The sequence below is a fragment of the Kitasatospora sp. GAS204B genome, assembly GCF_029892155.1.
GTDB lineage: Bacteria > Actinomycetota > Actinomycetes > Streptomycetales > Streptomycetaceae > Kitasatospora.
Map to the genome: position 1 here is coordinate 66,310 of NZ_JARZAG010000011.1, position 13,752 is coordinate 80,061.

At 72.2% G+C, this 13,752-nt stretch carries 9 protein-coding genes; 6 read left to right on the forward strand and 3 right to left on the reverse strand.

Annotation, left to right across the window (positions count from 1 at the left end; genetic code table 11):
* The first annotated feature begins 59 nt into the window (after positions 1 to 59).
* The 6 genes from P3T41_RS16990 to P3T41_RS17015 are packed head-to-tail and all read left to right on the forward strand — an operon-like array spanning position 60 to position 8,577.
* Complete coding sequence (locus tag P3T41_RS16990) at positions 60 to 4,511, forward strand: FtsK/SpoIIIE domain-containing protein (protein WP_348533664.1); 4,452 nt, start codon at positions 60 to 62, stop codon at positions 4,509 to 4,511.
* Positions 4,511 to 4,789, forward strand: coding sequence for a hypothetical protein (locus tag P3T41_RS16995; RefSeq protein ID WP_280690709.1), 279 nt, complete (start codon positions 4,511 to 4,513; stop codon positions 4,787 to 4,789). Before P3T41_RS16990 ends, P3T41_RS16995 begins: the two co-directional genes overlap by 1 nt.
* A 37-nt stretch (positions 4,790 to 4,826) precedes the next feature.
* The gene (locus tag P3T41_RS17000) at positions 4,827 to 6,329 is read left to right on the forward strand and encodes a hypothetical protein (protein ID WP_280690710.1); all 1,503 of its coding nucleotides are present in this window, start codon (positions 4,827 to 4,829) and stop codon (positions 6,327 to 6,329) included.
* A 14-nt stretch (positions 6,330 to 6,343) separates the two neighbouring features.
* The gene (locus tag P3T41_RS17005; protein ID WP_280690711.1) at positions 6,344 to 7,114 is read left to right on the forward strand and encodes a hypothetical protein; all 771 of its coding nucleotides are present in this window, start codon (positions 6,344 to 6,346) and stop codon (positions 7,112 to 7,114) included.
* A complete protein-coding gene (locus P3T41_RS17010; RefSeq protein ID WP_280690712.1) occupies positions 7,111 to 7,809 on the forward strand; it encodes a hypothetical protein in 699 nt (232 codons plus the stop codon). The genes P3T41_RS17005 and P3T41_RS17010 overlap by 4 nt, the downstream gene beginning before the upstream one ends.
* A gap of 57 nt (positions 7,810 to 7,866) precedes the next feature.
* On the forward strand, positions 7,867 to 8,577 hold the full coding sequence (locus tag P3T41_RS17015; protein WP_280690713.1) for a helix-turn-helix transcriptional regulator: 711 nt from the start codon (positions 7,867 to 7,869) through the stop codon (positions 8,575 to 8,577).
* Here P3T41_RS17015 and P3T41_RS17020 read toward each other — a convergent pair.
* From P3T41_RS17020 to P3T41_RS17030, 3 genes are all read right to left on the reverse strand, one after another.
* The gene (locus P3T41_RS17020; protein ID WP_348533665.1) at positions 8,534 to 12,031 is read right to left on the reverse strand and encodes a BTAD domain-containing putative transcriptional regulator; all 3,498 of its coding nucleotides are present in this window, start codon (positions 12,029 to 12,031) and stop codon (positions 8,534 to 8,536) included. The genes P3T41_RS17015 and P3T41_RS17020 overlap by 44 nt on opposite strands.
* A 372-nt stretch (positions 12,032 to 12,403) precedes the next feature.
* Positions 12,404 to 13,222: a methyltransferase domain-containing protein gene (locus tag P3T41_RS17025; RefSeq protein ID WP_280690715.1), complete on the reverse strand. Its 819-nt coding sequence runs from the start codon at positions 13,220 to 13,222 to the stop codon at positions 12,404 to 12,406.
* A gap of 95 nt (positions 13,223 to 13,317) precedes the next feature.
* Complete coding sequence (locus P3T41_RS17030; protein ID WP_280690716.1) at positions 13,318 to 13,605, reverse strand: DUF3303 family protein; 288 nt, start codon at positions 13,603 to 13,605, stop codon at positions 13,318 to 13,320.
* Positions 13,606 to 13,752: the final 147 nt, after the last annotated feature.

Below are 13,752 nucleotides of genomic sequence, written 5' to 3' on the forward strand. Positions count from 1 at the left end.
GCGTCGGCCGTACTGGCGGCGCGGGTGCTCGGACTCATGAGGGGTTGGGAGCCATGCCCATGATGATCACCATTGCCCGGCGTCCGGACTGGTCGGCCGACGTGGTCGTGGACGCCGATCCCACCACGCTCCTGCGCGACGTCGTCAAGAACCTGCTGGACAGCCTCGATGTGTCGCAGGCCCCGCCGATCGGCGACTCGCCCGTGACGGCGATCTATCTCGCCGATCAGTTGCTCGACCTCTCCCAGCCCCTGGCGGGCAGCGGGATCCACGACGGCACCGTGCTGTGGCTCGGCCGGCCGGGGCCGCTCCCGAGCCGCCGCGCCGGCCTGGTCACCATCAGGGTGGTGGCGGGCGCCGGCGCCGGGCGGGTCTGGTACCTCAACGCGGGCGAGCACCGGATCCGCACCGGTGCCGGTGTCCAGGTCACCAAGGGCGGTGATCCGGCGGCGGTGGCCGCCATCGTCCGGGTGTCGCTGGACGCGTCGGTGCACGTGCGCGCTGTCGCGCCCGCCGCCCTGCTCAACCGAGCCCCGATGCCCGACCACGAGGTCCGCTGGCGGGAGACGGTCCAACTCCTGGTCGGGGACACCATCCTGGAGGCGCACCCGCTGCTGCGCCCGGATGCCGTCGTCGAACCCTCGCACGACGGTGAGTACCTGGACTACAACCGCCCCCCTCGGCTGCTACCCCCGGTGCAGCGCACGGCATTTCGCATCCCGACCCAGCCCAGGCCGGCGGCCCCGAGCGCGCTGCCGTGGCTGGCGGCCGGTCTGCCCGCCGTCGGCGGCGGCCTGATCGCGGTGATGACGCACAACGCGATGTTCCTGATGATGGCGGGGATGTCGCCGGTCATGATGATCGCGAACTGGCTCAACGGGCGCCGTCAGGGCAAGCTCGGCAACCGGCGGCAGCTGGCCGAGTACCAGGTCCAACTCGCGGCCACCGAAGCCGAGATCGCGGCGGCGCTGGATCAGGAGCGGCTGGACTGCCGCGCCGCCAGCCCGGACCCGGCCGAGTTGCTCGTCATCGCGACCGGCCCGCGGGCCCGGCTCTGGGAGCGCCGCCGCACCGATCCCGACCACCTGCTGGTCCGGGTCGGCGTCGCCGACCTGCCCACCGGGATCGTCGTGGAGGAGGGCGAAGGCACCCAGCGCCACCGGGACCTGCGTGCGGCGCAGGACGTGCCCGTCAACTTCTCCATCGCGCAGACCGGAGTCGTCGGTGTCGCGGGGCCGGACGGCTGGCCGCGGCGGATGGCCCGCTGGCTGGTCGGTCAACTGGCCGTCCTGCAGAGCCCGCGCGACGTGCAGTTGTACGTCCTGACCGACCCGGCGGGCGAACCCCTGTGGCAGTGGGCGGCCTGGCTGCCGCACACCCGGCCGATGCTGGGGCAGCAGGCCCTGGCGCTGGTGGGCGCGGACGCCGAGACGCTCGGCCACCGGGTCGCCGAGCTGATCGAGCTCATCACCGCCCGCCAGCAGGTGCGCCTCAACGCCGGCGCTTCGGCCGTGCTCGCCGACCCGGACGTCGTCGTGGTGATGGACGGCGCGCGCCGGCTGCGGGCGCTGCCCGGAGTGGTGACGATCCTTCAGGAAGGACCCGCGGTCGGCGTCTACAGCATCTGCGTGGACGCCGACGAGCGCACCCTGCCGGAGGAGTGCGCGACCGTGGTCGTCGGGGGCGAGGCGCGGCCGGCCGCGCTCCGCCAGCAGCGCGCCGCGCAGATCGACGGGATCCGCGCGGACGAGGTGGCGGACAGCTGGTACGCGGAGACCGGGCGCCAGTTGGCGCCCCTGCGCGATGTCAGCGAGACCCAGGGCGAGGCCGCGCTGCCGGGCGCCGCGCGCCTGCTAGAGGTCCTCGGTCTCGAGGACCCGACCGCCGCCGCGATCGCCGCCCGCTGGCGCTCCTCGAGCCGCAGCACCAAGGCCGTGGTCGGGTACTCGCTCAACGGCCCGTTCGCCCTCGACCTGGTCAACCACGGCCCGCACGGCCTGGTGGCCGGCACCACGGGCTCCGGCAAGTCGGAGTTCCTGCAGACGCTGGTGGCCTCACTGGCCGTGGCCAACCGCCCGGACGCCATGACCTTCGTCCTGGTCGACTACAAGGGCGGCGCCGCGTTCAAGGACTGCGTCGAACTGCCCCACACCGTCGGCCTGGTGACGGACCTCGACACGCATCTCGTCGAACGGGCCCTGACCTCGCTGAGCGCCGAGCTGACCCAGCGCGAGCACCTGCTGGCGGCCGCCGGCGCGAAGGACCTCGAGGACTACATCGACTACGCGGGCCGGCGCCCCGGACTGGCGCCGATCCCGCGCCTGCTCATCGTCATCGACGAGTTCGCCTCCATGGCGCGCGAGTTGCCCGACTTCGTCAGCGGCCTGGTGAACGTCGCCCAGCGCGGCCGCTCGCTGGGCATCCATCTGATCCTGGCGACGCAACGCCCGTCCGGTGTGGTCTCGGCGGAGATCCGCGCCAACACCAACCTGCGGGTCGCGCTGCGGGTGACCGACGCCGGCGAGAGCACCGATGTCATCGACGCCCGGGAGGCCGCGAACATCTCGGCGGCGACCCCGGGGCGGGCCTTCGCCCGGCTCGGGCACAGCTCGCTGATCCCGTTCCAGACAGGCCGGGTGGGCGGCCGCCGCCCGCTGGCCGACCGGGCGGCCGCGGTGGCCCCGCCGTTCCTGCAGCCGGTCTCCTGGCTGGACCTCGGACTGCCCGCGCCGCAACGCCCGCACAGCGCGACCGAGACCGACGAGGTGACCGACCTGTCGGTCCTGGTGACGGCGATCAGGCAGGCCAACGACATGCAGGGGATCGCCCCGCAGCGCCGCCCGTGGCTACCGCCGCTGCCACTGTCGCCGGTGGTCGAGCTGGCGACGGAGCCGGTCGGCGGTGCGAGCGGGAATCCGTCGTTCTCCTGGGCGGTCCAGGACCTGCCGGCGCAGCAGCGCCAGGAGCCGGTGACGGTGGACCTGGCCACCTTCGGGCACCTGCACATCGTCGGGGCGCCGCGCTCCGGGCGCTCCGCGGCGCTGCGCACCTTCGCGGCGGCCGCGGCCAGCGCCTCCAGCGTCGCCGACCTGCACCTGTACGGGCTCGACTGCGGCAACGGCGCCCTGCTTCCGCTCTCCAGGCTGCCGCACTGCGGTGCGGTGGTGCAGCGCACCGAGAGCGACCGGGCCGCCCGGCTGCTCAAGCGCCTGCACGCCGAGGTGCAGGAGCGTCAGCGCCTGCTCGGTGAGGGCGGCTTCGCCGACGTGGCCGAGCAACGAGCGGCCAGGCCGGAGTCCGAGCGGCTGCCCCACATCGTGCTGCTGCTGGATCGCTGGGAAGGGTTCATGGGCACCCTCAGCGAGTACGACAACGGGGCGCTGACCGACCTGATCCAGACCCTGCACCGCGAAGGCGCCAGCGCCGGGGTGCACGTGGTCATCGCCGGTGACCACATGCTGCTGAGCGGCCGGATGAGTTCACTCTGTGACGACAAGCTGGTGCTGCGGCTGTCGGACCGCAGCGACGCGAGCCTGGCCGGGCTGAACCCGCGGAAGATCCCGGAGAACCTGCCACCGGGCCGCGGGTACCGCGCGGTCAGCGCGATCGAGACCCAGGTCGCGCTGCTGGCGGCCGACCCGGCGGGCCCGGCGCAGGTCGCCGCGGTGCACGCGCTGGCGGCACGGCTCGTCGAGCGCGAGGCGGGCGTCCCGAAGTCGGTGCGGCCCAACCGGATCGCGGTGCTGCCGACCCAACTGCCGTTCGAGCAGGCATGGGAGATGGTCGGGACCCCGGCCCCCATGTGGGCACTGATCGGGGTCGCCGGCGACGACGTGGAGCCGGTCGGGGCCGATCTGCTGGGCGATCAGCCGACCTTCCTGGTCGCCGGGCCGTCCCGGTCCGGGCGCAGCACGGCCCTGGGCGTGATGACCGAGTCGCTGCTGCGCGGCGGGTGCGAGGTGGTCATCGGCGCCCCCATGAACTCCCCGCTGCGCGGCTTCGCCGGTCGGCCCGGAGTGCGTGGCGTCCTCACCGACGACGCCCCCACCGAGGCCGAGTTCGCCGAACTGCTGGACCCCGGGGCCGGTCCGGTGGTGCTGGTGGTCGACGACGCCGAGGTGTGGCGGGACCTGCCGTGCCGGGACTGGCTGAAGACGTTCGTCCGCAAGGCCTCCGGCAGCAGGCGAGGCGTGATCATCGGCGGCGAGATCGCCTCGGTGGCGAACGGCTTCTCCGGCTGGCAGGCGGAGGTCAAGAAGAACCGGCGCGGGGTGCTGCTGTCGCCGCCCAACATGGGCGACGGCGACCTGGTGGGCGTCCGGCTGTCCCGTTCCCAGGTCGCCGCCCGGGTCGTACCGGGCGCGGCCCTGGTGCACCTGGGGAGCGGCAGCCTGCTGGCCGCCCGGATCCCGCTGCCGGCGCCTGCTCAACCCGACAAGCCCGCGCCCGACAAATCCGCGCACGACAGTCTCGTCCACGACAATCTCGTCCACGACAACCAGGAGCAGTGATGGCAGACCTCGTGGTGAAGGACCTGCAGGACCTGGTCAACGACCTCAACTCGCTGATCGGCCAGTTCGAGGGGGCGCTGGACTTCCAGAACGACGACAAGGGGCTCTGGGGACAGCACAACGCCAATCTCTCGATGGGTGACTTCGCCGACAACTGGACCGTTCACCGCGACGCGATGGTCAAGGACATGAAGGCCCTGCGCGACAAGGTGAGCAAGGTCGACGACTCCTGGTCGCAGGCGGAGACGCAGCTGATGGACACGTTCCAGAACAAGTGACGTGGTGGTCAAGTTGAAAGAGGCCAAGGAGAACTGAATGTCCGTCAGAAACCTCGACTGGGCGCCGTTGGACCTGCACTCGGACCCGGTCCACGCCGACCCCGATGTGGTGGTCGCGGCGCAGAAGCGCTACGCCATGATCGCCTCGACCATCGACGACACGACCGCCAAGCTCGGGCAGATCGTCGACGCCAACAGCGACAGCCTCGCCGGCCAGTACGTCGCGGGGCTGAAGTCCGGGGCGAGTTCGCTCAAGGACCGGCTCAGCAAGGCCGCCGTGCGCTACCACGACGTCGCCAACGAGATCAACAAGTACGAGCCGGATCTGGACCGGGGGCTCAGCGAGACCGCCGGTGCGCTGACGGACGCCGAAGCGGCCAAGAACGCCCAGACCAAGGCGAACGGGATGCCGGATCCGCAGAAGAGCTCGGACGGCACCACCACTCCCGCGGAGCAGCAGAAGGCCACCGACAAGAGCAAGGCCCAGTCCGACGCGGACGGGAAGCTGGCGGCGGCGAAGACGCGGCTCAACAACGCGCTGGACGCGCTCAATGTGGCCGGCAAGCGTTTCGGTGACGCGGTCAACTGCAAGAACTACGACGACGGGCTGACCGACTCCTACAAGGACAAGCTCGACGCCGTGATGGCCAAGATCAGCCAGATCTTCGCCATCATCGGCATGATCCTGGCCGCCCTCGCGATCCTCATCCCCGGTGTGGACGTGCTGGTCATCGCCGGAGTGGTGGCCGGCGCGGTCACGCTGGTCGCCAACATCGTGCTCTATCACGACGGCAAGGGCAGCGTCGTCGACGTCATCCTCGGGGTGGTCGGGCTGGGCCTGGCCGGCGCCGGCGCCGCCATCTCGCTGATCGGCAAGGGGCTGTCCGCCGGCGCCAAGGCCGCCGCCGCCCTCGGCGGTAAGGTGCCCAAGCCGATCGTGACCGGGGGTGGCAACAACATCGAGATGGTGCCGCTGCGGCCACCCGGCGGCGGAGGCGGCGGCGGTGGCGTCCCGAACTTCTCCAGGCCGTTCGGGCCGGGCAACCAGCCCCGCCCGGTACCGAACTACTCCAGGCCGTTCGGGCCGAACAACCTGCCCAAGCCGGTGCTGCCCAAGCCGGTGGCGCCCAAGCCGGCGGGCCCGAACGCGGCCGCCGACTGGAAGAACCTGTCGGACTGGTTCAACAATCCGGCCACCAACTGGGTGCTGGGCAAGCTCGGTGTCATCACCCCGGACACCGGGTTCTGGGCCTCGGCCTGGGAGCAACTCAAGGGCGCCGGCGACATGTGGGCCACCCTGTTCAGTGATCCGGCGAAGTTCGGCAAGGACTTCGCGGCCATCATCACCGGTCTGAAAGGCCCCCTCGACCTCTCGGCCATCATGAAGGCGGGCGGCCTCGGCAACATCTCGCCGCTCTGGTTCGCCTGGGGTGGCCTGAACGGCGCGTTCGGCATCGGTGCCGGATTCATCTACACCGGCGGGCGCCTGATGGGCTGGATCCCCGCGGTCAACCCGCCGGGCCAGGTGCCTGCCACGTGAGCGAGGGAGGGACGATGAGCGAGGATCTGCTGGCACTGACGCGGCAGCCGTGGCACTGGGAGTGGGTGCCGACCGTGCGACCGGGCGAGCCGGCGGACGAGGCGTGGATCGAGCGCCTGGCGGCTCTGTTCGAGGAGTGGACGTCCGAGGGCCTGGCCGCCGCGCGCGCGGCCTGGCCCGCCGACGCCGGGGCGGAGTTCCCCTTCACCTCGGAGATGCTGGGGCGTGATGCCGCCCGCTGGCTACTGGAACGCGCGGAGGGACTGCCCGCCTGGACCCGGCTGGCCTGGGGCGCGGCGTTCGTGAACGGCCGGCCCAGGTGGGCGCCGGTCCCGGTGGTCGTGGAGTTCACCGGGCCCGTGACGGGGGATCCCAACTACCTCATGCACCTGGTCGGCGCCCGTGGCATGGAGGGCGACGCGCGCGAGCCCGTGGTCGACTACGTGACCACCTCGATCGGTGACGGGCTACGGGTGTTCGCCCTGTGCCGCAGCGAGGAGGGCGCCGCCTACGCCCGCGTCCACGCCGCGCTCCGCCTCGACGTGCCACCGACCGGCGGCGCGCCGAGCGTCGGCATCGACGTCACGCTGACCACGCTCGTCTTCGAGATGGGACTGATGGCCTTGATCGGCAACGGAGTCGAGCAGTTGATGCACCAGATAGCCGACGAATGCGTTCCGACCGACGGGGGCCCGGCCCGGCTCGGATTCGTCGCGGGCACCGCAGTCACGGCCGCCGAAGTCACGGGCACCGAGGTCGCGGCCACCGGGGGAGGGCCGGCATGATCGACTTCGAACTCGTCCTCCCGGACGGCTGGGTACAGATTCCCACCACGCCTGACACCAGTACGCTGCGCCGCCGGGTCATCGAGGATGTGATCCAGCACCACCTGCCCGACTCGCTGCCACGGGACAAGGCCGGTCCGTGGCGCCGGATGCTGCGCAAGGAACTCATCGAGGCGACCGACGAGGCCACCCGGCAGAGCGCCCGTTCGGTCCTGCTGCCGCTGCAGGAGTTCAGCGGCATCCGGCTGCCCGGATCGATGCTGGTGACCGTCCTCGAAGGCGAGGACGAGAGCGAGGACCCGGAGCAGCTGCTGGCCTCGATCCTCAGCGACGCCGGCTCTGAAGGCACCTACCTGGAGATCGGCGGTGCCCCGGCGGTGCGGGTGGCCTCGGTCATCGACAGCGGCCGGCTCCGGCGCAAGTCACCGTCCTGGCGGGTCTCGTACTACGTGTCCAATCCGGACGCGCCCGGCGTGTGGGGACTGCTGACCTTCACGGTGCTGACCGACGGGGACGTCGAGGCCGCGCCGGTGCAGGCCGTCGTGCTGCTCTTCGACATGATCGTGTCGACGTTGCGCTGGGCGGACCGCGTCGACGTCCCCACCGAGGACGAGGTGCTCGCCCAGCTGGCCGAAGTGGCCCAGGCGGCCGGGGAGTCGGGCGCGGGCTCTACGGCCGTGGGTGCCGAGCCGTGAACTCCCTCTGAACCGGGTCTGAAGGAAGTATGAAGCCGGCTCCGCCACGCTGGGCGTATGACACTCGTCGCCACGTCCGCGCCGGTCAGTCCGACCAGCGTGCGGATCGCCATCACCAGCCCGGACATCCTGGCCCAGATCCGGCAGGTGTTCGCCAGCAAGAACCTGGCCGTGGACATCGTCAGCATGCCCTTCGTCGAGGTCACCGTCCGACCGGCGATGGGTGCGATCGGTGCGGTGGGCGCGGCCGGCACGGACCGGTCCGCGGTGGGGACCGCGCTGGAGCGGGTGGCCGCCCCCACCGCCCGGGCCGGCGCCCCGGCCGGTGCCTCGCCCGCTCGCCGGCTCTGCGCCGAGTACCGGCTGAGCGTCGTCGAGGTCGGCGGCCGCCCCAGGGCCGAGCTTCCTGCCCCGCAGGGCCGGCCGCACCCGGCGCCGGAGCCGGCCCCCGACGCCGACAGTCCGGTGGTCGCCCTGTCGCGGCGTCAGCACGAGGTGATGGCCCTGGTCTCCCGCGGCGCGCGCAACAGCGAGATCGCCGCACGGCTGAACGTCAGCGAGAAGACCGTGAAGAACCACATCAACCGGATCTTCAGGTCGCTGGGCGCGGGCAGCCGGGTCGAGGCGGTGCTGATCTGGCAGCGCCACCAACGCCGGCAGCGCCAGCAGGGCGACCAGCGCCACCAGGTCGACCAGCGTCAGCAGGCCGACCCGCGCGACGGTGTCATCCGGCGCGGCGTACCGCATCCTCCGCTGCTGCCGGTCTGAGGTCGGCGGCCAGGGTGCGGAGGAAGGCCATGACGTCGGCGACCTCCTCGGCCTCGAGTTCCTTCAGCAGCCGCAACGCCCGGGTCGCCAGGCCGTGGGCCGCCTGCCGGGCCGATCCCGTCCGGTACACCTTGGCGAGCCCGAACAGGGCCACGGCCTCGTGGTAGCGGTCGCCGCTGGACTCGCAGACCGAGAGCGCGTCCTGGAAATGCCGTTGCGCCCGCTCGGCGTTGTCCAGCCCGAGTTCCGCCACGCCCAGGTTGATCAGGATGTTGGCCTCCAGCAGCACGTTCCGGCAGCGTCGGGCCGCCGTGAGACCGGGGCGCCCGCACCGCAACGCCTCCTCGAACTCGCCGAGTTCGGCGTGCAGTTCGCACAGGACGTCCAGGCAACCTGCCGAGTAGTACGCCAACCCGATGCGGTGGGCCAGGCGCAGTGCCTGCCTGGCGTAGGGCAGGGCAGCCGCGTAGTCCTTGGCCTGCCGAAGCGCGGAGGCCAGATTGCCGAGCAGACCGGTGCGCAGCACGTCGTCGCCGAGATCGTCGAGCAACCGCAGGCCACGCTGGAGCCGCTGCACCGCGGTGCTGTTCTGGCCCATCCGCGCGTGGGCCACGCCCAGGTGGTTGAGCAGGACCGCCTGGGCGCGCCGGTTCTCGGTCATCTCGGCGCTGCGCAGCCCGATCTGCAGCGTGCTCATCCATTCCCGGGCCTGCCCGGTCGCGTAGAAGTAGTCGAAGAGCAGGTAGGCCAGTTGCCAGGCCTGTTCGTGGCAGCCGATCCGCTGCGCGGTGCGGACCAGCGGGGCGATGTTCTCCCACTCCTGTGCGCACCAGGCCACGAACGCCTTCTGGTCGTCGAAGCGCAACGGCTCGTGGCGGGCGCCGCTGTCGGTCTCCGTCCCGGTCCCGGCTTCGGTCTCGGTCTCGGCTTCGACGGTGAACGGGAGCTTGATCTGGGTGGACTGGTGATACCGCGTCAGGATCCTTACGTACCAACGGAGTACCCGCTCCAGAGCCGCTCGACGTGACGCGCTCGTCTCGCCGCCGCGGGCCACCTCCTCCGCGTAGATCCGGGTCAGGTCATGCATCCGGTAGCTGGTGCCGGTGGTCTCCACCAGATGCTGCGCGGCCAGGCTCCGCAACGCCGCGGTCGCCGCCGACGGCGGGACGTTCAGCAGGGCGGCGGCCACCTCCACGCGGATGCTCACTCCGGGGAACAGCCCGAGCGTGCGGAACGCGTGCGCTGTCGCGGCGTCGAGCCTGGCGTAGGACCAGGAGAGCACGCCGCGCGCCGAGTACAGCTCGTCGTCCGGGATCTGCAGGGCGTCGAGCCGGCGCCGTACGTCCTCCAGGTCGGCGATCAGGTCGGCGATCCGTGACCGCGGGCCCGCGGTCACCTGTTCCGAGGCGATCCGCAGCGCCAGCGGCAGGTGGTCGCACAACTCCGCGAGGCGCCGCGCCGCCGACGTCTCGGCGTCGACCCGAGCGCTCCCGATCGAGTCGGAGAGCAGCCGCAACGATTCCCCGGCGGTGAACGGGGACAGCGTCACTCGGCGGGCCGAGTACCGGACCGCGAGGCCGCTGAGCCGGTTGCGGCTGGTCACGACGGTGAAGGACGGACCGCCACCCGGCAGCAGGTCCTCGACCTGGTCGGCGGAGGCGGCGTTGTCCAGCACGATGAGCATGCGCTTGTCGCGCACGATGCTGCGCCACAGCGCGACCCGCTCTCCCTGGTCCGCCGGGATCGTCCCCGCGTCCAGCGAGGTGAGCAGGTGGTGCAGGGCGTCCACGGGGGAACTCGCCGGCTGCTTGGGGTCGAAGCCGCGAAGGTTCACGTACAACTGGCCGTCCGGGTACTCGGCGGCGAGCAGATGACCGCAGTGCACCGCCAGCGCCGTCTTGCCGACCCCGGCCACGCCGACCAGCATCACGATCTGCGGGCACCCGGCCTCGCCGGCCCCGCCGTCGGCGGGCGCGGTGCGCGCCACGTCCAGCACCTGCCGGACCGAGTCGACGCGACCCACGAAGCCGCCGACGCCGCGCGGCAGTTGTGCCGGCCGGACCGGAGCGGCGGCCGCCGGCCCGGTCGGGGCGCTGCGCGGCCCGGCGGTGTCGGTCAGCATCGACGAGTACAGGGACTGCAGTTCGGCCGACGGGTCGATCCCCAGGTCCTCGGCGAGCAGCTTGCGCAGCTCGTGGTACTGCGCGAGCGCGTCGGCGGTCCGGCCGCTCTGGCGCAGCGCTGTCATCAGCAGGGCGCGCAACCGCTCGTGGTACGGATTGTCCGGCACGTGGCCCCGCAACTGGTCGGCCACCGTGGTCGGTCGCTCGAGCTCCAGCAGCAGCTCGGCACGCTCGAGCAGCAGGCGCAGCCGCAGATCCGCCACCCACGTCCGGTGCTCGGCCGCGAACGGACCCGGCAGCCCGCTGAGCACCGAGCCGGGGTGCCAGTGCGCCAGCGCCGCGTCGAAGGCCCCGACCGCGGCGCCCGGGTCCCGCTGAGCCCGGCTCGTCCGAGCCCGTGCCGCCAGCCGCTCGACCACTCTGATGTCGAGCCGCCCGGGGTCGAGTTGGAGCGCGTAGCCCGATCCCGAGCTGGTCAGCGGCGCGCCCAGACCGGCCAGGGTCCGGCGTAGACCGGACACGTAGGTGTGCAGGCTGCCGGCCGCGGTGGCCGGCGGTGCCTCGCCCCAGATGTAGTCGATCAGATCGTCACGCGAGACCACGCTGTTGGTCCGCAGCGCGAGAACGGCGAACACCGCGCGCTGCTTCGGCGGCCCAAGGAGAATTTCGCGCCCTTCGGCATATGCGCGGAGCGGTCCGAGCGTCTCGACACTCAGGCAACCGTTCTCCATGACGGTCTCTCCCTCTGAGGAAGCAGAGTCCTGACCGGCCCGGCGCGCGAAGAGGCGAGGTCCGGCTCTGCGTAGTCTGTGTCGCGATCGGGCTTGCGACAAGGGCGGAAGGCGCGCCGCTGTCGCGGGCGACCGGAAGGGCGCAGCGTCGGTCCTGGGACCGCCACCCGCAGCGGCGGTCGGCGCCCCGGCACGGGGCGTGGCTCTGTCGGCCGCACCCGGATCCAGTTCCGCAGTGTCTCCGGGTCGATCCCCGAGGTCATCGGCGACCGACGCGATCGTCGGTCCCGGCCGCTCCTGGTCCAGCGGGACGGTGTCCGGCTCGAACTGCGGCGGGTGGCGCTTCATCACCATCGGCACGGGAATGCGGCCCACCCAGACCATCGGGGTCCGAGTGTCGCCGGAGGCCGACACCCGGGTCAAGCCCCGTGACCATGTTCGCTCAGCGCGCCCGACCAGGGCCGAACCCGCGTTCGGGCAACCGTTTCTGCGGTCTTGTGCCCAATCGGGTGCCAGCGGGCGAGTATTCGGGCACCGTGATCTGGCCGCAGTGCGGTGCGAGGCCGCTGACCTGCTCTCATGCCCCTTGGAAGCGGGCATATTTCGGGCCTCTTCAGGCCCGCGCTGGAACTGTCCGCCGCTGCGGCGCGGGGGTATAAATCTTGCTACAGACACTTCGGTCTGGACCACACGTCATGTCGGGCCCGAGGCACCGGGCCTGACAACACGGCACCTGAACACCACACTTGAACACCGCACTTGAGGCACCACCCGCGGGTGGCCACAGCACGGCCGTCGTCTCCGCAGGACGCACGGCCGCCGCCTCGGTCGCCCGCACCCCGAACCCGGTCCCCACCCGACCGGGTTCGCCAGGAAAGGGGACAGCACGATGGGGATCAGGCAGACAGGCCTGCGCAGCGCCGCGCCACCGGGCGCGGTGGTCCGAGGCGCCCTCGCAGCCGGCCCGGCCGGTCAGCCGGGCCGGTGGGCGACGACGGCGAACATCGTCACCGACAGGTGGAAAGCGCCCTGCTCGGCGGCGGCCGTGAGGTCGGCGTAGAGCCGGTCGCGCTGCTCCTCGGTGATCAGGCTCTGCCCGAGGGCCGCCGTGCCGAGCCCGCGGACGATCGGCCAGCTGACGGAGCGGGGGTCGTGCAGGAGGACGTCGGACCCGACGTCGTCGACGGTCAGGCCCGCTGCGCTCAGCCAGCTCGCCAGGCGGCGTCCGGCGTCCGGGGTGGCGGCGGTGGCCTGGGTGACGGAGGCCAGCGCGGGGCGGATCTCCGGGGCGGCCGGGTGCAGGACGAAGGTGGCCCAGTCGGTGTCGAGCAGCGCGACCCGGCCGCCCGGGCGCAGGACCCGGGCGATCTCGGCGACGGCCCGCGCCGGATCGGTGAGGTGCTGCAGCACGCGCTCGCACCGGACCACGTCGAGGTCGGCGTCGGGCAGCGGCAGCGCGAGCGCGTCGCCTTCCAGGAACCGGGCCGGGCTGTCGGCGTCGGCGGCGCGCCGCTCGGCGAGGGCGCGCAGGCCGGGGTGGGGTTCGAGGCCGATCGCGGCGCCGTTCGGGGCGACCGCCGCGGCGAGTACCCGGGTCTCCGAGCCGGTACCGGAGCCGACGTCCAGCGCCCGCTCGCCGGGGCGCGCGGCGAGGCGCGAGTGCGCCCACTCGCGCAGCCGGCGCACACCGGGGTTGGCGGCCTGGGCGTCCAGCGCGGCGGCCAGCCGGTCGGTGGCCGAGGGGTCGGCGTTGGCCGCGTGGAAGCCCGAGGTGGGGCGCGGGTCGCTCATGGCGCTCACTATAGGCGCGGCTATCGGCCGGGCCGCGCCCGGCAACGAGCGATGGCCCGCCCCCCGTGCCGGGTGCGGGCCATTCGTCGGTGCGGTCAGGCCTTCGGCAAGCCTGCTTGGACATCGTCGAAGTTCATCACCGGCGTCAAGGTGATCTTGGCGCCGAGGTCCTGAAAGAACGGCTCGGCGACGCTCGGGATGTCGGACGGCTCCTTCAGGTCGAAGACGACGAATCCGGTCCGCATCCCGTCCAGCGCTCCGAAGTACGCGGCCTCCGGCTTGATCCGGTCGAAGACCGACTTCATGGTGTTGGCCAGCGTCTTGCCCGCGATCGCCTTGTTCGCCTTCTCGGTGTCCATCTGGACCGTCAGCAGCACCCTCATGGTCGTTCCACCTCTGGTTGGCGTTTCGGCACACTCGTGCCTCCCCCAGATCGTGGCCGCGATCGGCGGCCTTGGCAGCCGGGGTAAGGCATCGGAGGGACGAGAGGGGAGTTGCCCGGTGCGGCACGACGGCGCCGCACCATCGAG

Coding starts and splice junctions, on each gene's coding strand:
- P3T41_RS16990 (WP_348533664.1), top strand. CDS start 60: ATGATGATCACCATTGCCCGGCGTCCGGACTGGTCGGCCGACGTGGTC.
- P3T41_RS16995 (WP_280690709.1), top strand. CDS start 4,511: ATGGCAGACCTCGTGGTGAAGGACCTGCAGGACCTGGTCAACGACCTC.
- P3T41_RS17000 (WP_280690710.1), top strand. CDS start 4,827: ATGTCCGTCAGAAACCTCGACTGGGCGCCGTTGGACCTGCACTCGGAC.
- P3T41_RS17005 (WP_280690711.1), top strand. CDS start 6,344: ATGAGCGAGGATCTGCTGGCACTGACGCGGCAGCCGTGGCACTGGGAG.
- P3T41_RS17010 (WP_280690712.1), top strand. CDS start 7,111: ATGATCGACTTCGAACTCGTCCTCCCGGACGGCTGGGTACAGATTCCC.
- P3T41_RS17015 (WP_280690713.1), top strand. CDS start 7,867: ATGACACTCGTCGCCACGTCCGCGCCGGTCAGTCCGACCAGCGTGCGG.
- P3T41_RS17020 (WP_348533665.1), bottom strand. CDS start 12,031: ATGCCCGCTTCCAAGGGGCATGAGAGCAGGTCAGCGGCCTCGCACCGC.
- P3T41_RS17025 (WP_280690715.1), bottom strand. CDS start 13,222: ATGAGCGACCCGCGCCCCACCTCGGGCTTCCACGCGGCCAACGCCGAC.
- P3T41_RS17030 (WP_280690716.1), bottom strand. CDS start 13,605: ATGAGGGTGCTGCTGACGGTCCAGATGGACACCGAGAAGGCGAACAAG.